The organism is Streptomyces endophytica (assembly GCF_026153355.1).
GTDB classification, from domain to species: domain Bacteria; phylum Actinomycetota; class Actinomycetes; order Streptomycetales; family Streptomycetaceae; genus Streptomyces; species Streptomyces endophytica.
The window spans coordinates 4,225,681-4,252,291 of sequence record NZ_CP110636.1 but is presented as its reverse complement, the minus strand read 5'-3'; the positions used below and the strand labels follow the sequence as shown (position 1 = coordinate 4,252,291).

The following is a 26,611-nucleotide window of genomic DNA, read 5'->3' as shown; positions in this document are numbered from 1 at the left end:
CTGATCAGTGACCCATGCCCAATCCGCCGTCGACGGGAATGACGGCTCCGGTGATGTAAGCGGCCTCGTCGGAGGCCAGGAAGCGGACCGAGGAGGCGACCTCCTCGGGCTGCGCGTAGCGCGCGAGCGGTACCTGCTTGACGATGTTCTCCCGCTGCTCGTCGGTGAGCACCCGGGTCATGTCGGTGTCGACGAAGCCCGGCGCGACGACGTTGACGGTGATGTTGCGGCTGCCCAGCTCGCGCGCGAGCGAGCGGGCGAAACCGACCAGACCGGCCTTGGAGGCGGCGTAGTTCGCCTGGCCCGCGCCGCCCATCAGACCCACCACGGACGAGATCAGCACGATCCGTCCCTTGCGGGCCCGCAGCATCGCGCGGTTGGCGCGCTTGACCACCCGGAACGTGCCGGTGAGGTTGGTCTCCAGGACCGAGGTGAAGTCCTCCTCGGACATCCGCATCAGCAGCTGGTCACGGGTGACGCCGGCGTTCGCCACCAGCACCTCGACCGGACCGTGCTTCTCCTCGATCTCCTTGTATGCCTGCTCGACCTGCTCGCTGTCCGTGATGTCGCACTTCACGGCCAAAAATCCCGCGGGCGGCTCGCCCGAGCGGTAGGTGATGGCGACCTTGTCGCCTGCCTCGGCGAAGGACCGGGCAATGGCGAGACCGATGCCGCGGTTACCTCCGGTGACCAGAACCGAGCGGCTCAAGAGATCACCCTTTCCGTTTCCTGTCCGTCCTGCGTTCGATACGAAACTATCGGTCACGGGGCCCTTCCGGGGAATCGAGCACGGACAGGCGCGCGCGCCGCGCTCTGTCGGGTCCCCACAGAACCACCACCGAACCACCACCCACGGTGGCCGACGCGCCGTGCCACACCCCCGGGTCCTCTGGGCCGCGCGCCCGCCACAAGGCATGATGCAGGCGCCGACTACGGGAGGACGCCTTGGCCGCTGCACCCCATGCCCTCGACGCATCGTTCCTGGCGCTGCCGCTGCGCGCGCTGGCCGACGCCGCGCTGGCCCGGGCCCGCGCCCTGGGCGCCACACACGCGGACTTCCGCCTGGAACGGATCCGCGAGGCGTCCTGGCGACTCCGGGACGCCCGGACGGCCGGGACCTCCGACACCACCGACCTGGGGTACGCGGTCCGGGTGGTGCACGACGGGGCCTGGGGGTTCGCCTCCGGGGTGGACCTGACCATGGACGCCGCGGCGCGGGTGGCCGCGCAGGCGGTGGCGATGGCGAAGCTCTCGGCGAAGGTCATCAAGGCGGCGGGACCGGAAGGGGCAGCGCGAGGCGCTTCCGGCGACGGGCAGTGGTGGGAGACGGGCGGCCGTGTGGAGCTGGCGGAGGAGCCCGCGTATCCGGACCGTACGTGGGTGTCCTCGTACGAGATCAACCCGTTCGACGTGCCGGACGCCGACAAGACGGAGCTGCTGGCGGAGTGGAGCTCCCGGCTGCTGGCCGCCGACGGCGTGGCCCACGCGGACGCCTCGCTGATGACCGTCCAGGAGAACAAGTTCTACGCGGACACCGCGGGCACCAGCACCACCCAGCAGCGGGTCCGGCTGCACCCGCAGCTGACCGCGGTCGCGGTGGACCCCGACAGCGGTGACTTCGACTCGATGCGCACCCTGGCCCCGCCGGTGGGCCGCGGCTGGGAGTACCTGACCGGCGGCCACTGGGACTGGGACGAGGAGCTCGCCCGGATGCCGGAGCACCTCGCCCAGAAGATGTGCGCGCCCAGCGTCGAGCCCGGCCGCTACGACCTGGTGGTGGATCCGTCCAACCTGTGGCTGACGATCCACGAGTCGGTCGGGCACGCGACCGAGCTGGACCGGGCGCTGGGCTACGAGGCGGCGTACGCCGGCACCTCGTTCGCCACCTTCGACCAGCTCGGGAAGCTGGCGTACGGCTCGCCGCTGATGAACGTGACCGGTGACCGCACCGCCGAGCACGGCCTCGCCACGATCGGCTACGACGACGAGGGGGTGGCCGCGCAGTCCTGGGACCTGGTCCGGGACGGCACCCTGGTCGGCTACCAACTCGACCGCAGGATCGCCAAGTTGACCGGTTTCGCGCGTTCCAACGGGTGCGCCTACGCGGACTCGCCGGGCCACGTCCCGGTGCAGCGGATGGCGAACGTGTCCCTGCAGCCGGCACCCGGCGGACCGTCCACCGAGGAGCTGATCGCCGGCGTGGAGCGTGGCATCTACGTGGTGGGCGACCGCTCGTGGTCGATCGACATGCAGCGGTACAACTTCCAATTCACCCAGCAGAGGGCATACGCGATCCGGGACGGGCGCCTTTGCGGGCAGCTCCGGGACGTCGCCTACCAGGGAATCACCCCGGAGTTCTGGGGGTCCATGGCGGCGATCGGAGGGCCTCAGACGTACGTCCTGGGAGGGGCCTTCAATTGCGGAAAGGCCCAGCCGGGACAGGTCGCGGCGGTGTCGCACGGGTGCCCGTCCGCGCTGTTCCGGAACGTGAACATCCTGAACACGTCGAGCGAGGCGGGCCGCGCCTGACGGGTGCCGTCAGTCAGGTGAATTCGTGCCCGGCGCCAGGGCGTCCGCGCCACCGGTGGTAGATGAGCCACGTGAACTCCCCACCACCGACCGGCCCGCCCGCGGGACCTCCGAGCGGCCCGCTGCCCGGGCACACCCCGGCGCCCGGCACCCCGCCCCCTCGACGCCCCTGGTGGCGCACTCCGCCCGTGCTCATCGGCACCGCCATCGCCGTCGTCGCGATCGGGGTCGCGATCGCCTTCGCTTCCACCGCCGGCAACGGGGGTGGAAATCCTTCGGGCAGTACTCCCGCTCCCGGCGCGAATTCCGGAGAACCCTCCAGCATTCCGAGCGTCGATTCACCCGCTGCCGCCGGCGCCGTCGTCAAACGCGTGACGCTGAAGCCCGCGGACTGGGGCAGCGGGTATGTGGCGGATTCCCCCTATGAGAACAGCGATCTGACCCAAAATGTCGTCGACCAGAACTGCAACTGGTCGATCCAGCCGATCAAGGACGCGTTCGCCACCCTGACGCGCTGGTCCAAAACGTCGGGCAAGACGGTCAGCGCCGTCTCGTGGACCACCGTCTACAAGGCCCCGGAGCCGGCCCAGTACAGCGCTTCCGAGCAGCGCGAGGCCCTGCAGCGATGCCCCACGCAAAGCTCGGGGAAATCACGGATCGAGGGTATCCACGAGATCAAGATTCCAGGCCTGAACGGCTTTGATGAAGTGGTGGCCGAGGAAGGCCACCAGGTCTCGGATGAAAATGGGAACAAGATCGACGATTATTACACGTACCTCACCGGCCGTAAGGGCAAATTCGTCCTGCACACCGAGGTGGACCGAGGGGAATCGGGGACACAGGAGCAGAACCGCACCGACGCGAGCAGCGCCCTTTCGCTCATGCTGAGCCGTCTTGAGAGTGGCGCGTCGTACTGAGCGGGGTGCCTCCCCCACGCTGAAGTCCGTGACGCGACTCCCCCGGTCACTGCCCCCTGGCAGCGCGCGGACCGGTCGATAAGCTCGGGTGTGCGTCGGCCCTCTTCGAGGGCGTCAGCGTCGTGACCACCATTCAGGAGGCCGGTCGATGAGCCGTCGTACCACTGCGCCGCACGAGATCGTCGAGCAGGCCCTGGAGTTGTCCCGCGCCGACGGGTGCGTGGTCATCGCCGACGAGCACTCGGACGCCAATCTGCGCTGGGCGCGCAACGCGCTCACCACCAACGGCGTCGCCCGGGGGCGGACCCTGACGGTGGTGGCCACCGTGAACGGCGCGGAGGGCACCGCCTCCGGGGTCGTCTCGCGCTCGGCGGTGACCGCGGACGAGCTGGAGCCGCTGGTGCGGGCGGCGGAGGCGGCGGCGCGGGACGCCGGTCCGGCCGAGGACGCCCAGCCGCTGGTCGGCGGCGAGAAGGCGTCGGCGGACTTCACCGACGCGCCGGCCGAGACCTCCTCGGAGGTGTTCGCGGCGTTCGCCCCGGCGCTGGGTGAGGCCTTCCAGCAGGCCCGGGCGGCCGGGCGCGAACTGTACGGCTTCGCGCAGCACGGCGTGGTCTCGTCGTACCTGGGCACCTCGGCCGGGCTGCGGCTGCGGCACGACCAGCCGACCGGGACGCTGGAGCTGAACGCCAAGGCGGCGGACCCCGGTGCGGCGGCCTCCCCCCGTTCGGCCTGGGCCGGGCGGGCGACCCGCGACTTCACCGACGTCGACCCGCGGGAGCTGGACGCCGAGCTGGGCCGGCGGCTGGCCTGGGCGGAGCGGCGGGTGGAGCTGCCCGCCGGGCGGTACGAGACGCTGCTGCCGCCGACCGCCGTGGCCGACCTGCTGATCTACCAGATGTGGTCCGCCGGGGCCCGGGACGCCGCGGAGGGCCGTACGGTCTTCTCCCGGCCGGCCGAGGGCGAGGGCGGGCCGGCGGACCGGCCGGCGGACCGCACCCGGATCGGTGAGCGGCTGAGCGAGCTGCCGCTGACCCTGCGCAGCGACCCGCGGGCGCCCGGCCTGGAGTGCGCGCCGTTCGTGCTGGCGCACTCCTCGGGGGACGACGCGTCGGTCTTCGACAACGGGCTGCCGCTCGCGGCGACCGAGTGGGTGCGGGAGGGCGTGCTGAACCGGCTGGTCAGCACCCGGCACAGCGCCGGGCTGACCGGCCTTCCGGTGGCGCCCGGTGTCGACAACCTCCTTCTGGAGGGCGGTGGTTCGCGCTCGCTGGAGGAGATGGTGGCGTCCGCCGGGCACGACGGGCCGGCGCTGCTGCTGACCTGCCTGTGGTACATCCGCGAGGTGGACCCGGCGACGCTGCTGCTGACCGGGCTGACCCGGGACGGCGTCTATCTGGTCGAGAACGGCGAGGTGACCGGGGAGGTCAACAACTTCCGGTTCAACGAGTCGCCGGTGGACCTGCTGTCCCGGGCGGTGGAGGCGGGCCGTACGGAGCGGACCCTGCCGCGGGAGTGGAGCGACTACTTCACCCGGGCGGCGATGCCGGCGCTGCGCGTCCCCGACTTCAACATGAGCTCGGTGAGCCGGGGGGTGTGAGGCGGGCCGGAAGGTCTGCCGCGAGCGGGGGTGTGGGCGGGCGACCGGGCGGGCGCGCGGGCGCAGCAGCGGGAGTGTCACAGGGGGCGAATAGACTGTGCCCCTGTCCTCCCGTTTCGGGAACCACGATCGATCAGGGACGCCATGACACGCCTCGGCGAATCCGTCGCCCGCGCCAGCACGCTGCTCTCCACCGACCTCTCCTCGGACGCCACGGTCCGGGAGCTGCTCCAGGAGACGGGCGCGCGGCGCTATCTCGACCTGACGGACCTGCCCGCCAAGGAGCAGGCCGAGCTGATTGCGGCCCGTACGGTCGAGGTGCTGCCGGGTGTGGAGCAGCTGGCCGAGCGGATCGAGGAGCGCCGGGCGGCCGGCGAGGGGCTGCACATCAAGCTGGGCATCGACCCGACGGCGACCGATGTGCACCTGGGGCATGCGGTGCCGCTGATCGTGCTGAGCCGGTTCCAGCGGCTGGGCCATGACGTCACGCTGATCATCGGTGACTTCACCGCCAAGATCGGTGACCCGTCGGGCCGTACGGCCGAGCGGCCGCCGCTGACCGACGAGGACATCGCGCACAACCTCGCGACGTACCGCGAACAGGTCCGCCCGTTCTTCGACTTCGAGAAGGTCAGCTTCCGGCAGAACAGCGAGTGGCTGGCGCCGTACACCTTCCCCGAGCTGCTGTCGCTGCTCGCGCAGGTGCCGGCCTCGCAGCTGCTGCAGCGCGAGGACTTCCGCAACCGGCTCGCGGCCGGCTCGGGTCTGACCATGACCGAGCTGCTGTACCCGATCGCGCAGGGCCTGGACTCGGTGGCGCTGGAGTGCGACGTGGAGCTGGGCGGTTCGGACCAGCTGCTCAATCTGCAGATGGGCCGGAAGCTGATGGAGCTGCGCGGGCAGCGGCCGCAGCTGGTGGTGACCATGCCGCTGATCGAGGGCACGGACGGCACGGGCGCCAAGATGTCCAAGTCCAAGGGCAATTACGTCGGGCTGAGCGCGCCCGCCGACGACGTCTTCGGCAAGATCATGTCGGTGCCGGACCGGCTGATGGAGCCGTACCTGAAGGCCTGGACGGAGTGGACGGACGAGGAGATCGCGCTCGCCCTGGGCCGGGTCTCGGACCGCTCGCTGCACCCGATGGACCTGAAGAAGATCCTCGCGGGTGAGGTCGTGACGGCGCTGTACGGCCTGGACGCGGCGATGGCGGCGCGGGCCGGGTTCGTCGCGCAGTTCTCCAAGAAGTCGTTCTCCGACGTGGAGTCGCTGCCGGTCGTCGAGGTCGGCGAGCACGGCGCGGAGACGGTGGCGACGGTGCTGAGCAAGGTGCTGGAGTTCACGCCGAGCGCCTCGGCGGCCCGGCGGCTGGCCAAGCAGAACGCGCTGCGGCTGGTCGTGGAGGGCGAGGACGGTCAGCAGACGGTGGTGCTGGCGGAGGCCGACGCGATCCGTCCGCTGGGCGAGGTGCTGGCCGAGAAGCTCGCGGACGCGACCGGGGACGCGTACCTCAAGGCGGGGCGGAAGCTGGCCCACCTCCAGGGCCGCTGAGGAAGCCGTACGACGGGGCGGCCGGTGCGCATGGTGCGCGCCGGCCGCCCCGGTGTTTCCGTCGTTCCTCTCGGGTTCTTCTCAGGTCGCGTGTCTGCGATGGCCGCGCAGGGAGACCCACAGCCGGTCACCGATGGCGACGATGATGACCGCGCCCGCCAGTTGCAGCAGGTGGCGGACCCAGTCGATGCCCTTGGTCTCGTTGACCCCGAGACCGGTGGCCGCCCAGTTCCCGAGGACGCTGCCCAGCATGCCGAAGATGATGGTCAGCCACAGCGGGATCTGCTGCTTGCCCGGGATGATGGCCTTGGCGATGAGGCCCAGGACCAAGCCCACGATGATGGCCCACAACCACGTCATGTCGCCTCCTCTGACGGCGCGGTGCACATGGGGTCGCACGTGCGGGTCGCCCCGCCAGTGTCGCTCCGCCCCGGCCGCCGCGCACGCCGGAGCCGGGCCGCGCGGGCGGGACCCGGTCTCGAATGCGGCGCAGCCTGGGCGTACCGTGGAATCCGACCGGAAACCGGGGTGAATTCCGGCGGAACCGAGCAGGTGGTGGAAACGTGGTGCGGAAGCAGAGCAGCGGCCAGACCTTCCGGATCACCGGGGCCCGGCAGGGGCTGACCGAGGACGTGCGCGGCCGGCAGCGCCGGTACGTGATCTCGATGGGCGTGCGGACCGTGGCGGTGCTGCTGACCGTCGTGCTGTGGAACGTCGAGCGGCCGGTCGCCATCGCGACGCTGGTGCTGGGCATGGCGCTGCCGTACATCGCGGTGGTGATCGCCAACGCGGGCCGGGAGAACGTCCCTTCGCTGCCGAAGACGTTCGTGGCGGGGCCGAGCCGGCCGATGCTGACGCCGGGGCCGACCGACGGTACGTCGGATTCCGTTCCGGAACGGCCCGCGGCGGGCACGTCGGCATCCGACTCCGACCTCGGCTGATCACTTACCGGTCTGCAAAGCTCAAGAAAAGCTCAGATCAATCATGGAGTTCCGGTGCACTGCGCACCATTCCCCGTGACATACTGCGTACGCGCTCCGCATCCCCCGTCGGAGCGACGGACCGACGCCGGGCGGCTCCCCCCGTGGCTGCCCGGCGTCGTCATGTCCGCGGCCGGGTCCGGGGCCGCCGCGGGCGGACGTAGGGTTGAGGCGTGAACTCCCCGAACTCCGCCGAGAATGTCACCATCTGTTCGGCCAAGGGCTGCCGGGCCGACGCCGTGTGGGTGCTGGCGTGGAACAACCCGAAGCTGCACACTCCGGACCGTCGCAAGACCTGGCTGGCGTGCGAGGAGCACCGGGAGCATCTGTCGCAGTTCCTCGGCGTGCGCGGGTTCCTCAAAGACGTGGTGGCGCTGGAGGAGTGGGAGGCCTCGGCGGGCGGGCGCTGACGGCCCGGGCGCCGCTTCCGGATCAGCCGCCGCGGATCAGCCGCCGATCGCGGACATCGGGCGGTCGGGCTGGAGGAAGGACGGGTCGTCCAGGCCGGAGCCCGCCTTCTTGCCCCACATCGCGAGCTTCCATATCCGGGCTATCTCGTCGTCCGGCGCCCCGGAGCGCAGCGCGCCGCGCAGGTCGGTCTCCTCGGTGGCGAACAGGCAGGTCCGGATCTGGCCGTCGGCGGTGAGCCGGGTGCGGTCGCAGGCGCGGCAGAACGGGCGGGTGACGGAGGCGATGACGCCGACGCGGTGCGGTCCGCCGTCGACGAGCCAGCGCTCGGCGGGTGCGGCGCCGCGGGCCTCCTGGCCCTCGGCGGTGAGCTCGAAGCGGGTGCGCAGCGAGGCGAGGATGTCACCGGCGGTGATCATTCCGTCACGCTTCCAGCCGTGCTGGGCGTCGAGCGGCATCTGCTCGATGAAGCGGAGTTCGTAGTCCTGGGCGATGGCCCAGGCGAGCAGGTCGGGGGCCTCGTCGTCGTTGAGCCCGGGCATCAGGACGGTGTTGACCTTCACCGGGGTGAGCCCGGCTTCGCGGGCCGCGGCCAGGCCGTCCAGCACGTCGTCGTGCCGCTTGCGGCGGGTGAGGGCCTGGAAGACGTCCGGGCGGAGGGTGTCCAGGGAGACGTTGACGCGGTCCAGGCCGGCGTCGCGCAGGGCCCGGGCGGTGCGCTGCAGGCCGATGCCGTTGGTGGTCAGCGACATCTGGGGGCGCGGGGTGAGGGCGGCGACCCGCTCGACGATGCCGACCAGGCCGGGGCGGAGCAGGGGTTCGCCGCCGGTGAAGCGGACCTCTTCGATGCCCAGGTCGCGGACCGCGATCGTGATCAGCCGGACGATTTCGTCGTCGGTGAGCAGGTCCGGCTTGGCGAGCCACTGCAGCCCCTCTTCCGGCATGCAGTACGTACATCGCAGATTGCACCGGTCGGTGAGCGAAACCCGCAGATCGGTGGCCACACGGCCGTAAGTGTCGATGAGCACAGGGCCCCCTCCCCGAGAGCGACGGACCGGTACGTCGTCCGCTGGTGGATCAGTACGTCTTCGAGCCTACGCGATGGGTCCGACAGTGAGCAGAGATGAGAAGCACGAGGTGGGCGGGGCGGCATCGTAGATCCCTACGACGCCGCCCCGCCCGGGTCCTGTACGGATGGCTCAGGGGCGCTCAGTGCGCTCCGGTGCCGGTCAGGGAGCGGACCTCCAGTTCGGCGTACTTCTCGGCGTCCGGTTCCTCCTTGGAGAGCAGGGAGCCGAGCCAGCCGAGCAGGAAGCCCAGCGGGATGGAGATCAAGCCGGGGTTCTCCAGCGGGAAGACGGCGAAGTGGGCGCCGGGGAACATCGAGGTCTCCTTGCCGGAGACGACGGGCGAGAAGAGCACCAGCAGAACGGAGGAGGCCAGGCCGCCGTAGATGGACCACAGCGCGCCCTGGGTGGTGAAGCGCTTCCAGAACAGGCTGTAGAGGAGCGTGGGGAGGTTGGCGGAGGCGGCGACCGCGAAGGCCAGCGCGACCAGGCCGGCGACGTTCAGTCCGCGGGCGAAGACGCCCAGCACGATGGCGACCGCGCCGATCCCGACGGTCGCCCAGCGGGCCGCGCCGACCTCCTCCTTCTCGGTGGCCTCGCCCTTGCGCAGGACGTTGACGTAGATGTCGTGGGCGAAGGACGAGGAGGAGGCGAGGGTGAGGCCGGCGACGACGGCGAGGATGGTGGCGAAGGCGACCGCGGAGATGAGGGCGAGCAGGACGGCGCCGCCGGTGGAGCCGGCGCCGCCGCCGATGACCTCGGCGAGCTGCGGGGCGGCGGTGTTGCCCGGCTTCTCGATGTCCGCGGGCTTGATCAGGGCCGCGGCGCCGAAGCCGAGCGCGATGGTCATCAGGTAGAAGACGCCGATGATGCCGATCGCCCAGTTCACGGATTTCCGGGCGGCCTTGGCGGTGGGGACCGTGTAGAAGCGGATGAGGATGTGCGGCAGTCCGGCGGTGCCCAGGACGAGCGCCAGGCCCAGCGAGATGAAGTCGATCTTCGAGGTGGCGGTGGCGCCGTATTTGAGGCCGGGTTCCAGGAAGGCGGCGCCCTTGCCGCTGTTCTCCGCCGCGGCGCCGAGCAGCGACGAGATGTTGAAGTGGAACTTCAGCGCCACCAGGAACGTGATCAGCAGGGTGCCGGCGATCAGCAGCACCGCCTTGATCATCTGGACCCAGGTGGTGCCCTTCATCCCGCCGATGGTGACGTAGAGGATCATCACGATGCCGACGAGGACGACGACCAGGACCTTGCCGGCCTCGCTGGTGATCCCCAGCAGCAGGGTGACCAGCGCCCCGGCGCCCGCCATCTGGGCGAGCAGGTAGAAGATCGAGACGACGATGGTCGAGGTGCCCGCGGCGGTGCGGACCGGGCGCTGGCGCATCCGGTAGGCGAGGACGTCGCCCATGGTGAACCGGCCGGAGTTGCGCAGCGGTTCGGCCACCAGGAGCAGCGCGACGAGCCAGGCGACGAGGAAGCCGATGGAGTACAGGAAGCCGTCGTAGCCGAAGAGGGCGATGGCGCCGGCGATGCCGAGGAAGGACGCGGCGGACATGTAGTCGCCGGAGATGGCCAGGCCGTTCTGGAAGCCGCTGAACTGGCGGCCGCCGGCGTAGAAGTCCTCCGTGCCCTTGGTCTGCCGGCCGGCCCAGACGGTGAGGCCGAGGGTGGCGGCGACGAAGACGGCGAAGAGGGTGATGATCAGGGGGCGGTGCTCGCCCGCGCCGCCGGCCGCGAGCGGGACGGCGGACAGCTGCTGATGGAGGATCATGCGCCGGCCTCCAGGCGGGACTTGATGGCCTCGGCCCTGGGGTCGAGCTTGCGGGCGGCGTGCCGGGAGTACCACCAGGCGATGAGGAAGGTGGTGACGAACTGGGCCAGGCCGAGGACGAAGGCGACGTTGAGGTGGCCGGCGACCCTGGTGGCCATGAAGCCGCCGGCGTAGCTCGACAGCACGACGTACACCAGGTACCAGAGGACGAAGGCGACGGTGAGCGGGAAGGCGAACGAGCGGTGGGCGCGCCGGAGTTCGTCGAATTCCGCGCTCGACTGCACCTGTTGGTAGTCGGGCGGCTCGTGCGTCCCCGGGTCGATGGTCGGTGCGGCGCTCACGGAATCTCCTGACGCGAGGGGGCGGGTGTTCCGGGCCGGTCCGGTGGCTGTGCGGGGGCCAGCCCAGGCCGACGATAAAGCTCACGTAAGTGACGTGGATCACGCATGGTAGAGCCGTGGCACCCGATCCGACAGAGGGCCGTTGGTTGAAACCCCGAGGAAAAATCCGGCGGATGGCCGCACCGGCCGCCACCGCGCGCGGGGCGCTTCGTTGAGCCCGGTGTGAACCCGCCGCCCCAGCAGGCCCCGCAGCCCTCCGCTCCCCGTCGGCGCCCTTACGGCAGCGTCCGGCTGCCGGCGCCGCTCGTCGCCGTCCCGTCGGAGCCGCGGCCGGGTGCGGCCCCCGCCGTGCGCCGCTGGTACGGCCGGCGGATCCCGCTGCCCCTGCTGAGCATCGCCACCCTGCGCCGCACCGACTGACCGCCCGGCGCGGGTGACGGTACGTCAAACCCCCGTCCACGCAAGGACGTACCGCTTTTGCCGTCGTACGGTTTTCGCCCGGTTTTTTCGCCGGATTCCATTGCTGCACCCGAGTGATCGCCGATAGCTTCACGTCTCACTGCACCCGCCCGTGCGCAAACCCGCGCGCGGGCGGTCTCACGGATGATGTGGAGTACCCATGGCTCATCCCCGATCCAGACGCATGCGGGCGCTGGCCGTACCGCTCGGGCTGGCTCTGACGGCGTCCCTCGGCTTCCTCTCCCCCGCGGCCACCGCCGCGCCGCAGGACGCCACGGCCGCCGCGGCTTCGGCCGACGGCCCGCTGCTGTCGTACGTCGTCAACACCACGCCCGACCATGCGACGGTCGGCAAGGTCGAGAAGGCGATAGCCCGGGCCGGCGGGAAGGTGATCGTCGCCCACGAGAACATCGGCGTGATCGTCGTCCACTCGGCCAATCCGCAGTTCGCCGCCTCCCTGCGCGCCGTGCCGGGCGTGGCGTCGGCGGGTGCGACCCGTACCGCGCCGCTGAAGGCGTCGGGCACCACCGACGTCGGCAAGCCGCAGAAGGTGCACCTCTCCGCGTCGCAGCTCGCGGCGGCCGGCCGGACCGCGAAGGCGAAGGGCGAAGAGCCGCTCGAACCGCTGCAGTGGGACCTCCCCGCCATCAAGGCCGACCGGGCCGCGAAGGTGAACCCGGGCAGCCGGAAGGTCACCGTCGCCGTCATCGACACCGGTGTGGACGACACCCACCCGGACCTGAAGCCCAACTTCTCCGCCAAGCAGTCCGCCAACTGCGTGGGCGGCGTGGCCGATACGTCCAAGGGCGCCTGGCGGCCCTGGGACCCGGCCAGCGACTACCACGGCACGCACGTCGCGGGCACGATCGCCGCGGCCCGCAACGGCGTCGGGGTGGCCGGCGTCGCCCCGGGCGTGAAGGTCTCCGCCATCAAGGTCAGCGAGCCGGAGACCAGCCTGTTCTACGCCGAGAGCGTGGTGTGCGCCTTCGTCTTCGCGGCCGACCACGGCGTCCAGGTCACCAACAACAGCTACTACGTCGACCCGTGGATGTTCAACTGCAAGGATGACGCCGACCAGGCCGCCATCGTTGACGCGGTCGGCCGGGCGGCGAGCTACGCGCAGCGCAAGGGCGTGCTCAACGTCGCCGCGGCAGGCAACTCCGACCTCGACCTGGCGGCGCCGAAGCTGCCCGACGCGTCCAGCCCGAACGACTCCACCCCCGTCGAGCGCACCATCAACCCGAAGACGTGCTGGGACGTGCCCACCCAGCTGCCGGGCACGGTGACGGTCGCGGCGACCGGAGTGCAGAAGCTCAAGTCGGGCTACTCCAACTACGGCCTGGGCCAGATCGACGTGGCCGCGCCGGGCGGCGACTCCCGGCAGGTGCCCGACCTGCCGGCCAAGAACGGCAACATCCTCTCCACGATGCCGGGCGGCGACTGGGCCTATCTGGCGGGTACGTCCATGGCCACCCCGCACGTGGCGGGCGTCGCGGCGCTCCTGAAGAGCGCCCACCCCAAGTCCAGCCCGCAGGAGATCCAGTGGCTCCTCAAGGAGCAGGCGGACAACCCCGGCTGCCCCACGGGTGACACCACCTGCACCGGCACGCAGCACATCAACAGCCACTTCGGTTACGGGATCGTCGACGCGCTCGACGCGGTGAAGAAGTAACCGGGACGGCGTCGCCGAAGCGCCCCCGGAGGACATGGCCGGGAGGCGGCTTCAGGCGGTGACCGGCTGTGGGGGCCGGGTGCTTCGGCGCCCGGCCCCTCGCCGTTCCGCGGCCGCCCGGAACACGCCCTCGGCCAGGGCGAACTGCGCCACCGTATAAGTGAGCATGATCCAGAACTGCGGGGCCGGCAGCTGCGGCCAGTGGGCGATGCCGGAGGCGATCAGGGTGTCGGAGAGCAGGAAGAGCAGCCCGCCGGCCGCCGCCCACGGGCCCGCCCGCAGCGCCCCGAAGGCCATCGCGCTGAGCAGCAGGCTGTATCCGGCCACCGGGATCCGCAGGTCGGCCGGGAGGTCGGTCCACAGCAGGGCGACGGTGGCGATCAGTGCGAGGGCGTAGCCGCCGGCGAACGCGCCCGTACGGGCCCGGCCGCCCGGCGGGGAGCCGTGGCGCCCGCACAGCAGCAGGTAGCAGACGTGCCCGGCGGCGAACGAGCCCATCCCCACCAGGAAGACCACTCCCCCGCCGTGCCCGCCGAGCTGGAGGAAGGTGTCGCCGCCGCAGCCGAACAGCAGCGCCCCGGCGAGCAGTACGGGACCGCCGCGGGCGAGGACGTACGCGGCGAGCACCGGCATCAGGGCGGGCTTGGTGAGGTGGTCGACGAGGCTCGCGCCCGCGAGCAGCGCGCCGAGGTGGACGACCGCGAGCACGGCGAACACGGCCAGCAGGGGCCGGACCGCCCCCGGCCACCGGGGCGTCACGCGACGGTCTCCTCGACGGAGGGGGCGGCGGAGGTCGCGGTGGGGGCCGGGGAGGGGGACGGGGCGGGGGCGGCGTCCGTCCCGGACCGCCCGGCGGCCGGCGACCAGCCCGGGCCGCGGAAGATCCGCCCGGCACGCTCGGCCCAGCTGTCCGCGGCCCGCACGTCGCGTGCGATGGCGGCGTACTCATGGGTGGCCACCCGCAGCGGGTTGTAGGTCCCGATGTTCTTGGTCAGGCCGTAGACGGGCCGCTCGGTCTCGGGGACGAACGAGCCGAACATCCGGTCCCAGATAATCAGGATCCCGCCGAAGTTGCGGTCCAGGTAGCCGCCTTGGGAGGCGTGGTGGACCCGGTGGTGGGAGGGGGTGTTGAGGACGAACTCGAAGGGGCGGGGCAGTTTGCCGACGCGTTCGGTGTGCACCCAGAACTGGTAGACGAGGTTGGCGCCGGAGGTGAAGGCGACCACGGCCGGATGCACGCCGAGCGCGACCATCGGGACGTAGAACGGCCAGACGGTCCAGGTCGTCCAGGGCTGGCGCAGGGCGGTGGTGAGGTTGAACTTCTCGCTGGAGTGGTGCACCACGTGGCAGGCCCACAGGACCCGGATGACGTGGTGGCCGCGGTGCGACCAGTAGTAGAAGAAGTCCTGGACGAGCAGCATCAGCGGCAGCGTCCACCACAGCACGGGGATGCGCAGCGGGGTGAGTTCGTAGATCGCGGCGTAGATCGCCACGATGGGTATCTTCCACAGCGCGTCGAAGACCAGGCTCCCCAGCCCCATGCCGACGCTGGTGGCCGCGTCCTTGGCCTCATAGCCCGCCGCGTCCTCGTCGGGATGCAGGCGGTAGCTCACCATCTCCACGACGGTGAGCAGGACGAAGGCCGGTACGGACCACAACACGACATCGGGCAGGTGCGGCATGTCCCGCACCATAAAGGCGTGGACGGGGGTGCCGCTAGGGGTTGTTACTCAGAAGTATGTGAGACGTGATGTCAGCTGACCACGATCGCTGTGAGGCCCCATGACGACCGCACCCACCCTCGCCGTCCTCGGCGGCGGTTTCTCCGACGACCCCGACACCCTGCTCGACGACTTCGTCCTGGCCGCCACCGGGCGGCCGCGGCCGAAGGTCTGCTTCCTGCCCACCGCCAGCGGTGACGCCCCCGGCTACGTCGAGAAGTTCCACACGGCGTTCGCCGCCCGGGACTGCGAGACCAGCCACCTGGAGCTGTTCCGCCGCACCGTGGCCGATCTGCGGGCGTTCGTCCTCGCGCAGGACGTCGTCTACGTCGGCGGCGGCAACACCGCCAACATGCTCGCCGTCTGGCGGCTGCACGGCCTGGACGCGGTGCTGCGCGAGGCGTACGCGGCCGGCGTCCTGCTGTGCGGCATCAGCGCGGGCGCCTGCTGCTGGTTCGAGAGCGCCTTCTCCGACTCGTTCGGCCCGCCGGCCCCGCTCACCGACGGCCTGGGCCTGCTGCCGGGCAGCCTGTGCCCGCACTACGACACCGAGCGGCAACGCCGTCCCGGCTACCTGGCGGCCGTCAAGGACCGCTCCCTGCCCGCGGGTTGGGCCGTCGACGACGGCGCGGCGGGCCTCTTCTCCGCCGGCCGCCTGGTGGACGTCGTGACCCGCACCCCGGGCGCCACCCTGCACCGGGTGACCCCCGGCCCGGACGGCACGGCACACGAGACGGCGGAGGAGGCGCGGCTGCTGGGCGGGTGACGGCGGGGCGACGGCCGGATACCGAACGGCGGGACCTCAGGGCCCGATCATGTGTGTCGGCTGGCCGCTCACCGCGGCGATGACCTCGAAGTCCCGGTCGCAGTGCACCAGGGTCAGCCCGAGGAGCTCCGCGGTGGCGGCGACCACGAGGTCCACCGGGCCGGCACTGCGATGCTGTCCGCTGCGGGTGAGCTCGTGCTGGACCTCACGGGCCCTGCGATGTGCGCCGTCCGGGACGGCACACCAGGCGTAGTAGCCGGACAGCGCCCCCAGCAGGGCCTCGCGATCCGCGCTCGACCTGGCACTGAAGCCGATCTCCAGCTCCGTCAGATCGCACAGCCCGACAACGCCGGACTGGAGCAGCTCGGTCCACCCGTAGCGGTCCGCTCCCCTGGTCAGAAAACGGGCGACGGCCGAGGTATCGGCGAGGTACTTGGCTGCGATCACTGCCCCGGCCTGGGACGGTAGTGACGCTTGTCCATGAGCAGATCGAGATCGATCGCACCGTCCTGCGCGAGCCGGCGCGACTCGGCGAGGGCCTGGGCGCGCCGTATGCGAGCGACTCCCTCGGTCAGCGCGGTATTGACGGTGTCCTTCTTCGTGTGGGTACCGAAGGCCTCCTGGGCGGCAGCCAGGGCCTCCTCGTCGATGTCGATGAGCATCTTGGTCATGACTGCCTCCTCAGGTTGTATATACGAAAGGCTAGCAGGTATATACGTCGGGCGGAGGCTGATCCTTTCCCAGAGCCACCGCCCCGCCCCTCACCACACCCGTACCGACCCGCCCGGGGCGAAGGCCGGGCTGGTGGCGGTCGGGGGGATCTTGTCCAGGGGGTGGGAGAGTTCGGAGATCGTGGGGCCCACGCGGGCGGCTATGGGGGCCAGGTGGGCGAGGTCGAAGCCGTAGACGTGGGCGGCGTTGGTGGCGAGCAGGGCGGCGGTCTCGTCGGGGGGCAGGTCCGCGTAGGCGAGGCGGAGGGCCTCGCGGGTGTAGGGGTGGGTGCCCTCGTCGTGCGGGTAGTCGCTGCCCCACATGATCTTGTCGAGGCCGATGCGGTGGCGCAGCGGGACCTCGTGCGGGCGCATGAAGCTGGCGCCGACGTAGCAGTGGTCGCGCCAGACGGCGGCCGGGGTGTCGTCCATGGTGGCGGCGAGGCCCGCGCCGAACCGGGACTCCGCCGTGGTGCCGGTCCGGGACGCCGCGGCGACCAGGCGGCCGTGGTAGTAGTCCAGCATGTCCAGGACGCCGGGGATCCAGCCGGAGCCCTGTTCCGTCAGGACGAGCCGGAGGCCGGGGTGGCGGCGGAAGGCGCCGCCGAAGATCAGGTGCCACAGGGCGCGGTGCGAGAACCAGGTCGTCTCGACCATGAAGACCGCGCGGGCGGCCGGTTCGTCGCCGAGCGGCGGGGAGGCCGAGCCGCCGTGGTGGTTGACCGGGACCTGGAGCTCGTCGCAGACCGCCCAGAGGGGGTCGTACGCCGCGGAGTGGAGTTCGGGGAGGCCGGAGCCGGGCGGGGTGCCGGGGAGCATGATGCCGCCGGTGAGCCCCGCCTCCTTGGTGCGGCGGACCTCCCGTACGGCCAGCTCGACGTCGTTGAGGAGGATCTGGGCGACGCCGGCCCGGCGGCCCGGGGCCTCGGCGCAGAAGTCGGCCAGCCAGCGGTTGTGGGCCCGCAGGCCGGCCCAGCGCAGCTCGAACTCGGTCCCGGTGGGCGGCGGCGCCATCAGGGAGGCGCTGGGGAAGAACGGCGGGATGGTGTTGGGGAAGACGACCTCGGCGACGATGCCGTCGGCCTCCAGTTCGGCGAGCCGGCGGGCGGAGTTCCAGTTGCGGTCGGCGGTGTCGGCGAGCAGGTCCTCGTGCGGATTGACGTAGGTCGCCGCCCAGGCGTCGAAGGCGTCGTGGTGGCGGGACTCCAGGTACGGCTTGTAGTCGAGCAGGTCGGCGCCGGCGTGGCAGTCGGCGGAGATGACGGTGTAGCGCTCCTCGGTCGTCGCCTCGGTCGTCGCCTCGGCCCGCGTGCCGGTGGTCGTCGTGGTGGGCGTGGTGTTCGTCGTCATGGTTGTCACTCCGTTCCCAGGAGCGGGAAGTCGTGGCCGGTGAGCCAGTGGCGGCCCACGTCGCGGGAGCGGGCCCAGGCCGCCTCGACCGCCGACTGGTCGTCGGACTGGCCGAGTTCGGCGGGCGTCGGGCCGATGCGGCGGGCCAGCGGGGCGAGCGCGTCCGGGTCGAAGCCGAAGACCTCGGCCGCGGCCAGGCCGAGCATCCGGCGGGTCTCCGCGACCGGGATGTCGTGGAAGGTGTCGCGCAGCCAGCGCCGGGTGTCCGGCCAGGTGCCCTCGGGGTGCGGGAAGTCGCTGCCCCAGAGGATGTTGTCGACGCCGATCTCGTAGCGCTGGGCGAGTTCGCGGCGCTTGGTGTTGGTGGCGCAGACGAACACCTGGCGGTCGAGGTATTCGTGGGGCGCCCGCCGCAACTCGGCAAAGGGGGACAGTTTTTTGCCGCCGTGTGCGCCCAGGTAGAGGCGGTCCATGAACCACAGCAGGTTCGGCAGCCACCAGCAGCCGGACTCGGCGACGCCGAACTTCAGGCCGGGATGGCGTTCGAAGACGCCGGACCAGAGGAGGAACCACAGCGGCCGGGCCGGCCACCAGGTCACCTCGGAGACGTAGATGCCCAGGTGGTCGCCGTATTCGTGGCGGGGCGCGGACCCGGAGTGGGTCACCACCGGCATCGCGCACTCGGCGGCGGCCGCCCACACGGGGTCGTAACGCCGGTCGTGGTAGGGCGCCTTGTCCGCCCACATGGCGGGGATCATCAGCGCGCCGAGCCCGGCCTCCTTGGCGCGGTGGACCTCCGCGACGACCTCGCCGGGGTCCGCCGTCACCGGCAACAGGGCGACGCCGCAGTGCCGTTCGGGGTGCGCGGAGACGAACTCGGCGAGCCAGCGGTTGTGGGCCCGGGCCCCCGCCATGCCCAGTTCGGGGTCCTGGTCGCCGGAGAGCCCGAGTCCCACGCCGAAGGGCGCGGCGGTCCGGCTGTCCACCGCGTCCGCGTCCGGGAAGACGACCTCCGCCGCGACGCCGTCGCCGTCGAGCTCCTTGAGGCGCTGTGCGGGGTCCCAGCCGCCGCGCAGGCCCTCCTCGTTGTCGGCGAACCACCGGTCGGCGAACGCCTCGTTGCGGATGCCGAGGCGGGTGGCCTCCGCCCGGCGTGCGCCGCGCTCCCCGAGGAACTCCTCGAAGGCCCGGTGGAACCGGCGCTCCAGATAGGGCCGGTACTCCTCGGTGGGCAGCCCGGCGTGGCAGTCGGAGGAGATGATCAGGTACGGGTCCTGGTCGGTCATCACACACCCCTCAGTCCAGGATGAAGCGTTCGAGGTACGACGGGGCGGACCGGTCCAGCATCGACCGCGCCCGGGCCCTGATCTGCCGGTCGGTGTGCTCGGCGGGCGGCAGCATCCAGAACCGGTCCGCCCGGATCCCGTCCACCACGGCGTCGGCGACCTCCTCGACCGGGGTGAACGCGATCTCCTGCCCGGCCTCCTGCATCGCGGCCTCCCACTGGCCGAGACTGCGGTAGGGCGTCCGGCGGGGCTTCTCCTTGGCGTACCGCGCGGGCCGGTTGCGGTGCGACTCCCACAGGCCGGTGCGCAGCATGTGCGGGCCGGGGAAGAGCACCGACGCCCCGACGGGCGCGCCCTCCGCCGTCAGATGGGCGTGCAGCGATTCCGTCATGGTCACCACGGCGGCCTTGGTGACGGCGTAGACGGACGCGGTGGGCAGCGGGGCGATGCCGCCGTCGGTGGAGGAGGTGTTGACGACGCGGCCCGGTGCGCCGCCCGCGAGCATGCGGGGCACGAACGCCTGGATGCCGTGGAAGACGCCCCACACGTTGACCGCGAAGGCCCACTTCCAGTCGTTGACCTCGTGTTCCCACATGCGGCCCTCGGCGCCGGAGCCGACGCCCGCGTTGTTGCAGAGCACGTGGACCGCGCCGAAGGCGTCGTACGCCGCGTCGGCGAGGCCCCGCACCTCGTCGCGCACGCCCACGTCGACGGTGCGCGCGAGGACCTCCGCGCCGCCGGCCGTCAGCGCGTCCGCGGCGGCCCGCAGCGGCGCCTCCTCGACGTCCGCGAGGACGACCTTGAGCCCCTCGGCGGCGAAGCGCCGCGCCAGGGCGAGGCCGATGCCGCTCGCGGCGCCGGTGACGACCGCGACCTGTCCCGCCCGCAGGTCCATCAGACGCTCCCCTCGGGCGGCCCGTCGAGGATCTGCTGCGGGTCGTCGTAGCGCTGGTGGACGTAGGGCAGCAGGGCCTCGGGGTCCACCCGCGCGACGACCCGGCCGCGCTGGTCGCTGGTCTTCTCGCCGAGGGTGATCCCGACGAGGGTGCGGACGGGGAGGTCGGCGACCGGGTCGTACATCGACTCCCGGAGGACGACGTCGCCGGTGACCCGCTCCAGGGTGCGGTGTTTCTCCCGCCGCACGCAGTGCACCAGCACCGGGTCCCCGTCGAAGCCCGAACCGTCCACCGCGGGAAGGAACTTGAAGTAGAAGTCCGTCTTCTCGGCCGGTTCCGGGACCGGCAGGCCGCCGCTCACCGCGCCGCGCACCTCCACGAAGGCGATGCCGTGCCGGGCCAGCGCGGCGCGTACGGTCAGGCCGTCGCGCTCGACGGTCACCTCGCCGAGCTTCTTCGGCTCCCCGAAGACCTCCCGCCCGCCGGTCAGGGCCCGCTCGTGGGTCATCGGCATGACGAGCGGATACCAGCCCGGTACGCCGTCGTGCTCGGCGGCGACCGCGACCGAGCCGGCGCCGAGCGGATAGCCGGGCAGCGAGACGGTGCTGACGGTGGCCCGGACCAGCGGGCGTCCGGAGGGTTTCAGCGGCGGTGGGAGCACGGCCGCGACCGCGTCCGGATCGCTCTCCCAGAGCGCCACCACACCGGTGGACCAGATGTCGGGGAGCCGGGAGCCGGTGGCGCGCGCCGCGGCGATCTCCGCCTCGGTGCGGGCTCCGTAGCGTGTGCGTGCCATGTCGTACCGCCCTTCGCAGGTCGTGACCTTCCGGGGGTTCCATCGGCGCCTGTAACACTGTTACACCGAGCGGGACGAAGGGTAAAGAGCCTTGCGTGCACGGGAGTTGACGGGATAGGTGGGAGCCATGACACGTACCGCGCTGACCGGCGAAGAGGTGCTGGCGGCCGCCGCCCGCCTGGTGCGGGAGCACGGCCCGGCCGCCCTGACCATGCGCCGGCTCGCCACGGAACTGGGCACCGCCGTCACCTCCATCTACTGGCACGTCGGCAACCGCGAGTCCCTGCTGGACGCGCTGGTCGAGCGCACCGTCCGGGAGATGGGCGAGATCCGGCCCGCCGGGCGCACCCCGCACGCCCGGGTCGTCTCGGTCGCCCGGGCGCTGTACGCGGCGCTGCGCGAACGGCCGCAGCTGATCGCGATGGTGCACGAACGCGGCCTGACGGAGCGGATGTTCCTGCCCGCCCAGCAGGCGCTGGTCCACGAGCTGCACGCCGCCGGGCTGCGCGGCCGGCCGGCCGCCGAGGCGGTGCGCGCGGTGCAGTTCCAGGTCGTCGGCTTCGTGCTGGTCGAGCGGGCCCGCGAGCGGTCGCCGGCGCAGCACCCGAGCGAGGGCGAGCTGTGGGACTCCCCCACCGCGGAGCACGATCCGGCGCTGGCCCGCGCCCTGGCCGCGCCGGCCGACCCCGAGCGGCTGTTCACGGTCGCGCTGGAGGCGCTGGTGGCGTCCCTGCTGCCGGCCTGAGGGGGGATCGGGCGGCGGGGGCGTCAAACCCACGGCGGTGGGCCGGATTTGCCGGTTTGCGGACCGTCCGGGCGGGTTGCGGCGGCGGTCCGGGTTCGGCCGGTGTCGGTGGGGGCCCGTATCCTCAGGGACCATGCTCGAAGACCGCATGGCAGCAGCCGACCCGATCGCGCCGAAGATCGGGCAGCAGCCGGGACCGTCCACGCCGCCGACGCCGCCGGCCCCCTGGCCGTCCGGGTACCCCGAGGGGTATGCGGTGGTCGACGTGGAGACGACGGGCCTGGCGCGGGACGACCGGATCATCTCCGCGGCCGTGTACCAACTCGACGCCCGCGGCGAGGTCCAGGACCACTGGTACACCCTGGTCAACCCGCAGCGGGACCCGGGCCCGGTGTGGATCCACGGCCTCACCAGCGCGGTGCTGGCCGATGCCCCGCTCTTCCCGGACGTCGTCCCGGAGCTGTCCCGGCGGCTCGACGGCCGGGTGCTGGTGGCGCACAACGCCATGTTCGACTGGTCGATGATCGCCCGTGAGTACGCCCGCGCCGCGGCGGTCGCCCCGGTGAGCCAGCGGCTGTGCACGATCGCGCTGTCGAAGGAGCTCGGGCTGCCGCTGCCCAACCACAAACTGGAGTCGCTGGCCGCCCATTACGGCGTCGTCCAGGAGCGCGCCCACCACGCGCTGGACGACGCCCGCGTGTTGGCCGAGGCATTTCGTCCCAGTTTGCGGCGGGCCGCCCGGGAGAACCTTCGGCTGCCGCTGCTGAGCTGCCAGCCGCTCACGGAGTGGTCGGACAGCCCCGCGCCCCGCCGGACCGACGCCGCACCGTCCTACCGCCCGTCCACCTGGCGGCCGTCCCGCAAGCGGCCGGCCTGCCCGTACCCCAATCCGGGGCGCTACGAGGAGGGCGGCCGGCTCGTCCAGGGGATGCGGGTCGCCTTCTCCGGTGACACCTCGGTGGACCGCGAGCTGCTGGAGGACCGGGCGACCGAGGCCGGACTGCACGTCGCCACGAGCCTTTCCCGGGTGACCAGCCTGCTGGTCACCAACGACCCGGACGCCCGCACCTCCAAGACCGTCAAGGCCGCCGCGTACGGCACGGTCGTGATCGACGAGGCGGCCTTCATGCAGCTGCTCCAGGACGTCGCGCCGGCCGGGTCCGCGCCTGCGTCCGGGTGAAGCCCGGCCAACACGCCCTCCGGCGCCTCGCCCCGCACCGGCCCCGCCCGCACGCTGTGGCGCATGGCACGTTGTGAGGTCTGCGGAAACGACTACGGGATGACGTTCGAGGTGCACGCGCAGGGCGCGGTGCACGTCTTCGACTGCTTCTCCTGCGCCATCCACCGCATGGCGCCGATCTGTGAGCACTGCCGGGTCCAGATCATCGGCCAGGGCGTCGAGGCCGACGGCAAGTGGTACTGCGGGGCGCACTGCGCCCGGTCGGACGGGCGGGTGGGCATCGTCGACCGGGTGTGAGGGCGGGGCGGCGGCCGGCGCTCCCGGACCCGGCGCCGGGCGGCCGGACCGCCCCAGGTACCGTCGAAGCCGTGTACCGCTTCCTGTTGTCCCGGCAGTGGGTGATCCTCACCCTCGTGGGTCTCGTGCTGATCCCCGTCATGATCAAGCTGGGCTTCTGGCAGCTGCACCGCCATGAGCACAAGGTGGCGCAGAACCAGCTCATCGCGTCCAGCCTCGCCGCGAAGCCGGTCCCGGTCACCGACCTGGCCGCCCCCGGACGGGACCTGCCGCACCGCGACATGTGGCGCCCGGTGACCGCCACCGGCCGCTACGACACCGCCCACGAGGTCGTGGTCCGGCAGCGCACCGCCGCCGACGAACAGTCCATCGGCTACTACGTCCTCACCCCGCTGATCCTCGGCGACGGCGACGACGTGCTGGTCAACCGCGGCTGGATCTCGGCGGGCGACGACCTCACCAAGTTCCCGGACGTCCCGCCCGCCCCCAAGGGCACGGTCACCGTCACCGGCCGGATGATGGCCGACGAGACCACCGCGGTCAGCGGCATCAAGGACACCAAGGGCCTGCCGCCCCGCCAGGTCATGCTGATCAACAGCACGGAGCAGGCGAAGCGGACCGGCCGGCCGATGCTCGGCGGCTACATCGAGCAGAGCGCGCCCGAGCCGCCGGGCGGCACGCCGGAGCTGGTCCCCGAGCCGGACCACGACTCCATCGGCCCGCACATGGCGTACGCCATCCAGTGGTGGCTGTTCGCCGCGGCGGTACCGTTCGGCTGGGTGGTGCTGGTGCGCCGGGAGCGCCGCGACCGGGCGAAGGCGGCCGAGGAGGCCGCGGCGGGCGCGGACGGTACGGCCGACGCGGACGGAGCGGACGACGCGGCCGGAGGCGCCGAAGTGGCCGGAACGGGGCGGGAGAACGGCGGCTCCGCCGAGGTAGCCCGGTCGGCGGTCAGCACCGAGTAGGGCGCCCGCACCGCGGGAAGGCGAGCTGCGTGCACCCACATATCGAGGACTACGCGCTCATCGGGGACCTGCAGAGCGCCGCGCTCGTCAGCCGCAACGGCTCGATCGACTGGCTGTGCCTGCCCCGCTTCGACTCGCCCGCCTGCTTCGCGGCCCTCCTCGGCAGCCAGGACAACGGCCACTGGCGACTGGCGCCGCAGTCACCGAAGGCCCGCGCCCACCGCTCGTACCGCGGCGAGTCACTGATCCTCGACACCGTCTGGGAGACCCCGACCGGCCGCGTGAAGGTCACCGACTTCATGCCGCAGCGCGACGTCCAGCCCGATGTCGTACGGGTCGTGGAGGGCCTTGAGGGCCGGGTCGAGATGCACGGGGTGCTGCGGCTGCGGTTCGACTACGGACGGGTGGTGCCCTGGGTGCGGGCCGCCGAGGGCTCCCGGGTCGCGATCGCCGGCCCGGACTCCGTATGGCTGCGGACCCCGGATCAGGGCCGCACCTACGGCAAGGACCTCAGCACCCGCTCGGACTTCACCGTCGCCGAGGGCGAGCGCACCGCGTTCGTCCTGACCTGGCACCCCTCGCACGAGCCGCGGCCGGACCAGATCGAGCCGTTCCAGGCGCTGGAGGACACGCTGGAGGACTGGCAGGCCTGGTCGGCGCGGTGCCGCTACGACGGGCCGTACCGCGAGGCGGTGGTCCGCTCGCTGATCACCCTCAAGGCCCTCACCTACGCGCCCACCGGCGGCATCGTCGCCGCGCCCACCACCTCGCTGCCCGAGGAGCTCGGCGGGGTGCGCAACTGGGACTACCGCTACTGCTGGCTGCGCGACGCCAGCCTCACCCTGAACTCCCTGCTGTCCGCCGGGTATCTGGACGAGGCCGGCGCCTGGCGGGACTGGCTGCTGCGGGCGGTGGCCGGCGCCCCGGACGACCTGCAGATCATGTACGGGCTGGCCGGCGAGCGGCGACTGCCGGAGTACGAGGTGCCGTGGCTGACCGGCTACTGCGACTCCGCGCCGGTGCGGATCGGCAACGGCGCCGTCGACCAGCGCCAGCTGGACGTCTACGGCGAGGTACTGGACTCCTTCCACCTCGCCCGCACCGCGGGCCTGCCGGCCGAACCGCACGCCTGGAGCATCCAGCGGTCGCTGATGGAGTACCTGGAGTCCAACTGGCGCGACCCCGACGAGGGGCTGTGGGAGATCCGCGGGCCGCGCCGGCACTTCGTGCACTCCAAGGTCATGGCGTGGGTGGCGGCCGACCGGGCGGTGCGGGCCCTGGAGGCGAACCCGAAGCTGGGCGGCGGCATCGACCGCTGGCGGGCGATGCGGGACGAGGTCCACCGCGAGGTGTGCGAGCGGGGGTATGACGACGAGCGCGGCACCTTCACCCAGTCCTACGAGACCCGGGACCTGGACGCGGCGACCCTGCTGATCCCCCGGGTGGGCTTCCTGCCCGGTGACGACCCGCGGGTGCGCGGCACCATCGAGGCGGTGCGCCGGGATCTGACCCACGAGGGCCTGGTGCGCCGGTACACCACCGAGGGGGGCTCGGTCGACGGGCTTCCGGGCGGTGAGGGCACCTTCCTGGTCTGCTCGTTCTGGCTCGCCGACGCGCTGCGGATGAGCGGCCGGCGGGACGAGGCGGCGCAGCTCTTCGAGCGGCTGCTGTCGCTGCGCAACGACGTGGGGCTGCTCGCGGAGGAGTACGACCCGGCGGCCGGCCGCCAGCTGGGGAACTGTCCGCAGGCGTTCAGCCACATCGGGCTGGTGGGGACCGCCTTCGGGCTGCTGGACGGGTCGGAGGCAGACTAGGGCCATGGATCTTGGACTCACCGACCGGACGTACCTCGTCACCGGGGCGACCCGTGGCCTGGGTTTCGCCACCGCCCGTGCACTCGTCGCCGACGGCGCGAACGTCGTGATCACCGGCCGCACCGAGGAGAGCGCCGCCCGGGCCGCCGCCTCGCTGGGCGAACGCGCCCTGGGCGTGGCGGCCGACAACGCCGCCGCGGACACCCCGGCCCGCCTGGTGGCGGCCGCCCGCGAGCGCTTCGGCCGGCTGGACGGCGTGCTGATCAGCGTGGGCGGCCCGCCGCCGGGGACGGCGGCCGACAACACCGACGAGCAGTGGCAGGCGGCCTTCGAGTCGGTCTTCCTCGGCGCGGTACGGCTGGCCCGGACGGCCGCCGCCGAGCTGGACGAGGGCGGCGTGATCGGGTTCGTGCTGTCCGGTTCGGTGTACGAGCCGATCGCCGGCCTGACCGTCTCCAACGGGCTGCGGCCCGGTCTGGCCGGTTTCGCGAAGTCGCTCGCCAATGAGGTGGGGCCGCGCGGCATCCGGGTCCTGGGGGTGCTGCCGGGCCGGATCGGCACCGACCGGATGACCCAGCTCGACGCGCTCTCCGGCGACCCGGAGGGCAGCCGGGCCCGTAACTCCGCGGCGATCCCGCTGGGCCGGTACGGCACGCCCGCGGAGTTCGGCCGGGTCGCGGCGTTCCTGCTGTCGCCGGCCGCGTCGTACGTGACCGGGGTGATGGTGCCGGTCGACGGCGGCGCCCGGCACGGCTTCTGAGGGGGCCGCGGGGCGGGCGGCGGCCCGCCCCGT

The 26,611-nt window shown here is 72.1% G+C and carries 28 protein-coding genes; 15 read left to right on the top strand and 13 right to left on the bottom strand.

The genetic code is table 11. From position 1 onward, the window contains the following. Nucleotides 1-4: 4 nt before the first annotated feature. Nucleotides 5-709 (bottom strand): 3-oxoacyl-[acyl-carrier-protein] reductase, encoded by a 705-nt coding sequence (fabG, locus tag OJ254_RS18955; protein ID WP_030411678.1) that lies wholly within the window; start codon nt 707-709, stop codon nt 5-7. 236 nt (nt 710-945) lie between these two features. Between fabG and OJ254_RS18950 the strand changes: the two genes are divergently transcribed. From OJ254_RS18950 to tyrS, 4 genes are all read left to right on the top strand, one after another. After that, entirely contained in the window at nt 946-2,529 is a 1,584-nt protein-coding gene (locus OJ254_RS18950; RefSeq protein WP_265363276.1) for a TldD/PmbA family protein, read from the top strand. Nucleotides 2,530-2,717: 188 nt separating this feature from the next. Continuing rightward, nucleotides 2,718-3,446: a hypothetical protein gene (locus tag OJ254_RS18945; protein WP_265363275.1), complete on the top strand. Its 729-nt coding sequence runs from the start codon at nt 2,718-2,720 to the stop codon at nt 3,444-3,446. A 148-nt stretch (nt 3,447-3,594) separates the two neighbouring features. Next, a complete protein-coding gene (locus tag OJ254_RS18940) occupies nt 3,595-5,046 on the top strand; it encodes a metallopeptidase TldD-related protein (RefSeq protein WP_265363274.1) in 1,452 nt (483 codons plus the stop codon). Nucleotides 5,047-5,190: 144 nt separating this feature from the next. Further along, nucleotides 5,191-6,594: a tyrosine--tRNA ligase gene (gene tyrS, locus OJ254_RS18935; protein ID WP_265363273.1), complete on the top strand. Its 1,404-nt coding sequence runs from the start codon at nt 5,191-5,193 to the stop codon at nt 6,592-6,594. Nucleotides 6,595-6,675: 81 nt separating this feature from the next. Here tyrS and OJ254_RS18930 read toward each other — a convergent pair whose 3' ends face one another. Beyond that, entirely contained in the window at nt 6,676-6,954 is a 279-nt protein-coding gene (locus tag OJ254_RS18930) for a GlsB/YeaQ/YmgE family stress response membrane protein (RefSeq protein ID WP_265363272.1), read from the bottom strand. 206 nt (nt 6,955-7,160) lie between these two features. Here OJ254_RS18930 and OJ254_RS18925 point away from each other — a divergent pair, with 206 nt between their 5' ends. After that, on the top strand, nt 7,161-7,535 hold the full coding sequence (locus OJ254_RS18925) for a DUF3099 domain-containing protein (RefSeq protein WP_265365223.1): 375 nt from the start codon (nt 7,161-7,163) through the stop codon (nt 7,533-7,535). A 212-nt stretch (nt 7,536-7,747) separates the two neighbouring features. Then, nucleotides 7,748-7,984, top strand: coding sequence for a hypothetical protein (locus OJ254_RS18920; protein ID WP_265363271.1), 237 nt, complete (start codon nt 7,748-7,750; stop codon nt 7,982-7,984). Nucleotides 7,985-8,020: 36 nt separating this feature from the next. Here OJ254_RS18920 and moaA read toward each other — a convergent pair whose 3' ends face one another. The 3 genes from moaA to OJ254_RS18905 all read right to left on the bottom strand — a co-directional run bounded on the left by moaA (nt 8,021) and on the right by OJ254_RS18905 (nt 11,161). Continuing rightward, nucleotides 8,021-9,010, bottom strand: coding sequence for a GTP 3',8-cyclase MoaA (gene moaA, locus OJ254_RS18915; RefSeq protein WP_265363270.1), 990 nt, complete (start codon nt 9,008-9,010; stop codon nt 8,021-8,023). Between the two features lie 181 nt (nt 9,011-9,191). Continuing rightward, entirely contained in the window at nt 9,192-10,820 is a 1,629-nt protein-coding gene (locus OJ254_RS18910; protein WP_265363269.1) for a solute symporter family protein, read from the bottom strand. Then, nucleotides 10,817-11,161, bottom strand: coding sequence for a DUF485 domain-containing protein (locus OJ254_RS18905; RefSeq protein WP_261952219.1), 345 nt, complete (start codon nt 11,159-11,161; stop codon nt 10,817-10,819). Before OJ254_RS18905 ends, OJ254_RS18910 begins: the two co-directional genes overlap by 4 nt. Nucleotides 11,162-11,383: 222 nt before the next feature. Between OJ254_RS18905 and OJ254_RS18900 the strand changes: the two genes are divergently transcribed. Together OJ254_RS18900 and OJ254_RS18895 are read left to right on the top strand one after the other, a co-directional pair. Further along, a complete protein-coding gene (locus OJ254_RS18900) occupies nt 11,384-11,581 on the top strand; it encodes a hypothetical protein (RefSeq protein WP_265363268.1) in 198 nt (65 codons plus the stop codon). Between the two features lie 199 nt (nt 11,582-11,780). Next, entirely contained in the window at nt 11,781-13,292 is a 1,512-nt protein-coding gene (locus OJ254_RS18895) for a S8 family serine peptidase (RefSeq protein ID WP_265363267.1), read from the top strand. Nucleotides 13,293-13,343: 51 nt separating this feature from the next. Here OJ254_RS18895 and OJ254_RS18890 read toward each other — a convergent pair whose 3' ends face one another. Both OJ254_RS18890 and OJ254_RS18885 read right to left on the bottom strand, forming a co-directional pair. After that, nucleotides 13,344-14,051, bottom strand: coding sequence for a lysoplasmalogenase (locus tag OJ254_RS18890; protein WP_265363266.1), 708 nt, complete (start codon nt 14,049-14,051; stop codon nt 13,344-13,346). Next, nucleotides 14,048-14,974, bottom strand: coding sequence for a sterol desaturase family protein (locus tag OJ254_RS18885; RefSeq protein ID WP_265363265.1), 927 nt, complete (start codon nt 14,972-14,974; stop codon nt 14,048-14,050). The genes OJ254_RS18890 and OJ254_RS18885 overlap by 4 nt, the downstream gene beginning before the upstream one ends. Before the next feature lie 100 nt (nt 14,975-15,074). On the opposite strand from OJ254_RS18885, the gene OJ254_RS18880 reads away from it, so the two are divergent. Continuing rightward, nucleotides 15,075-15,779 carry a Type 1 glutamine amidotransferase-like domain-containing protein gene (locus OJ254_RS18880; protein WP_265363264.1) on the top strand — a complete coding sequence of 235 codons (705 nt, stop codon included), beginning with the start codon at nt 15,075-15,077 and terminating at the stop codon, nt 15,777-15,779. 36 nt (nt 15,780-15,815) lie between these two features. Here the strand turns inward: OJ254_RS18880 and OJ254_RS18875 are convergent, their stop codons facing one another. The 6 genes from OJ254_RS18875 to OJ254_RS18850 form a co-directional block, all read right to left on the bottom strand. Beyond that, entirely contained in the window at nt 15,816-16,226 is a 411-nt protein-coding gene (locus OJ254_RS18875) for a PIN domain nuclease (protein ID WP_265363263.1), read from the bottom strand. Beyond that, nucleotides 16,223-16,450: a type II toxin-antitoxin system VapB family antitoxin gene (locus tag OJ254_RS18870; RefSeq protein WP_265363262.1), complete on the bottom strand. Its 228-nt coding sequence runs from the start codon at nt 16,448-16,450 to the stop codon at nt 16,223-16,225. Before OJ254_RS18870 ends, OJ254_RS18875 begins: the two co-directional genes overlap by 4 nt. Nucleotides 16,451-16,540: 90 nt before the next feature. Beyond that, nucleotides 16,541-17,839: an amidohydrolase family protein gene (locus OJ254_RS18865; protein ID WP_265363261.1), complete on the bottom strand. Its 1,299-nt coding sequence runs from the start codon at nt 17,837-17,839 to the stop codon at nt 16,541-16,543. Between the two features lie 5 nt (nt 17,840-17,844). Beyond that, nucleotides 17,845-19,125, bottom strand: a complete 1,281-nt coding sequence (locus OJ254_RS18860; RefSeq protein WP_265363260.1) for an amidohydrolase family protein — start codon at nt 19,123-19,125, stop codon at nt 17,845-17,847. A 10-nt stretch (nt 19,126-19,135) separates the two neighbouring features. Then, nucleotides 19,136-20,020, bottom strand: a complete 885-nt coding sequence (locus OJ254_RS18855; protein ID WP_265363259.1) for an SDR family NAD(P)-dependent oxidoreductase — start codon at nt 20,018-20,020, stop codon at nt 19,136-19,138. Then, entirely contained in the window at nt 20,020-20,817 is a 798-nt protein-coding gene (locus OJ254_RS18850; protein WP_265363258.1) for an acetoacetate decarboxylase family protein, read from the bottom strand. Before OJ254_RS18850 ends, OJ254_RS18855 begins: the two co-directional genes overlap by 1 nt. Nucleotides 20,818-20,944: 127 nt before the next feature. On the opposite strand from OJ254_RS18850, the gene OJ254_RS18845 reads away from it, so the two are divergent. From OJ254_RS18845 to OJ254_RS18820, 6 genes are all read left to right on the top strand, one after another. Beyond that, complete coding sequence (locus tag OJ254_RS18845; protein ID WP_265363257.1) at nt 20,945-21,562, top strand: TetR/AcrR family transcriptional regulator; 618 nt, start codon at nt 20,945-20,947, stop codon at nt 21,560-21,562. Nucleotides 21,563-21,695: 133 nt separating this feature from the next. Next, on the top strand, nt 21,696-22,742 hold the full coding sequence (locus OJ254_RS18840) for a DEDDh family exonuclease (RefSeq protein WP_265363256.1): 1,047 nt from the start codon (nt 21,696-21,698) through the stop codon (nt 22,740-22,742). A 63-nt stretch (nt 22,743-22,805) separates the two neighbouring features. Further along, nucleotides 22,806-23,039 (top strand): hypothetical protein, encoded by a 234-nt coding sequence (locus tag OJ254_RS18835; RefSeq protein WP_077192103.1) that lies wholly within the window; start codon nt 22,806-22,808, stop codon nt 23,037-23,039. Between the two features lie 71 nt (nt 23,040-23,110). Beyond that, nucleotides 23,111-24,004 carry an SURF1 family cytochrome oxidase biogenesis protein gene (locus OJ254_RS18830; RefSeq protein ID WP_265363255.1) on the top strand — a complete coding sequence of 298 codons (894 nt, stop codon included), beginning with the start codon at nt 23,111-23,113 and terminating at the stop codon, nt 24,002-24,004. A gap of 29 nt (nt 24,005-24,033) precedes the next feature. Continuing rightward, nucleotides 24,034-25,818, top strand: a complete 1,785-nt coding sequence (locus tag OJ254_RS18825; protein WP_265363254.1) for a glycoside hydrolase family 15 protein — start codon at nt 24,034-24,036, stop codon at nt 25,816-25,818. A 4-nt stretch (nt 25,819-25,822) separates the two neighbouring features. Beyond that, nucleotides 25,823-26,578 (top strand): SDR family oxidoreductase, encoded by a 756-nt coding sequence (locus OJ254_RS18820; RefSeq protein ID WP_265363253.1) that lies wholly within the window; start codon nt 25,823-25,825, stop codon nt 26,576-26,578. Nucleotides 26,579-26,611: the final 33 nt, after the last annotated feature.

Bases quoted from the DNA above. Each gene is read 5' to 3' on its own strand.
- OJ254_RS18940 (WP_265363274.1), top strand. From the start codon at position 3,595: ATGAGCCGTCGTACCACTGCGCCGCACGAGATCGTCGAGCAGGCCCTG.
- tyrS (WP_265363273.1), top strand. From the start codon at position 5,191: ATGACACGCCTCGGCGAATCCGTCGCCCGCGCCAGCACGCTGCTCTCC.
- OJ254_RS18930 (WP_265363272.1), bottom strand. From the start codon at position 6,954: ATGACGTGGTTGTGGGCCATCATCGTGGGCTTGGTCCTGGGCCTCATC.
- OJ254_RS18910 (WP_265363269.1), bottom strand. From the start codon at position 10,820: ATGATCCTCCATCAGCAGCTGTCCGCCGTCCCGCTCGCGGCCGGCGGC.
- OJ254_RS18895 (WP_265363267.1), top strand. From the start codon at position 11,781: ATGGCTCATCCCCGATCCAGACGCATGCGGGCGCTGGCCGTACCGCTC.
- OJ254_RS18885 (WP_265363265.1), bottom strand. From the start codon at position 14,974: ATGCCGCACCTGCCCGATGTCGTGTTGTGGTCCGTACCGGCCTTCGTC.
- OJ254_RS18880 (WP_265363264.1), top strand. From the start codon at position 15,075: ATGACGACCGCACCCACCCTCGCCGTCCTCGGCGGCGGTTTCTCCGAC.
- OJ254_RS18870 (WP_265363262.1), bottom strand. From the start codon at position 16,450: ATGACCAAGATGCTCATCGACATCGACGAGGAGGCCCTGGCTGCCGCC.
- OJ254_RS18865 (WP_265363261.1), bottom strand. From the start codon at position 17,839: ATGACGACGAACACCACGCCCACCACGACGACCACCGGCACGCGGGCC.
- OJ254_RS18860 (WP_265363260.1), bottom strand. From the start codon at position 19,125: ATGACCGACCAGGACCCGTACCTGATCATCTCCTCCGACTGCCACGCC.
- OJ254_RS18855 (WP_265363259.1), bottom strand. From the start codon at position 20,020: ATGGACCTGCGGGCGGGACAGGTCGCGGTCGTCACCGGCGCCGCGAGC.
- OJ254_RS18850 (WP_265363258.1), bottom strand. From the start codon at position 20,817: ATGGCACGCACACGCTACGGAGCCCGCACCGAGGCGGAGATCGCCGCG.
- OJ254_RS18845 (WP_265363257.1), top strand. From the start codon at position 20,945: ATGACACGTACCGCGCTGACCGGCGAAGAGGTGCTGGCGGCCGCCGCC.
- OJ254_RS18840 (WP_265363256.1), top strand. From the start codon at position 21,696: ATGCTCGAAGACCGCATGGCAGCAGCCGACCCGATCGCGCCGAAGATC.
- OJ254_RS18835 (WP_077192103.1), top strand. From the start codon at position 22,806: ATGGCACGTTGTGAGGTCTGCGGAAACGACTACGGGATGACGTTCGAG.
- OJ254_RS18820 (WP_265363253.1), top strand. From the start codon at position 25,823: ATGGATCTTGGACTCACCGACCGGACGTACCTCGTCACCGGGGCGACC.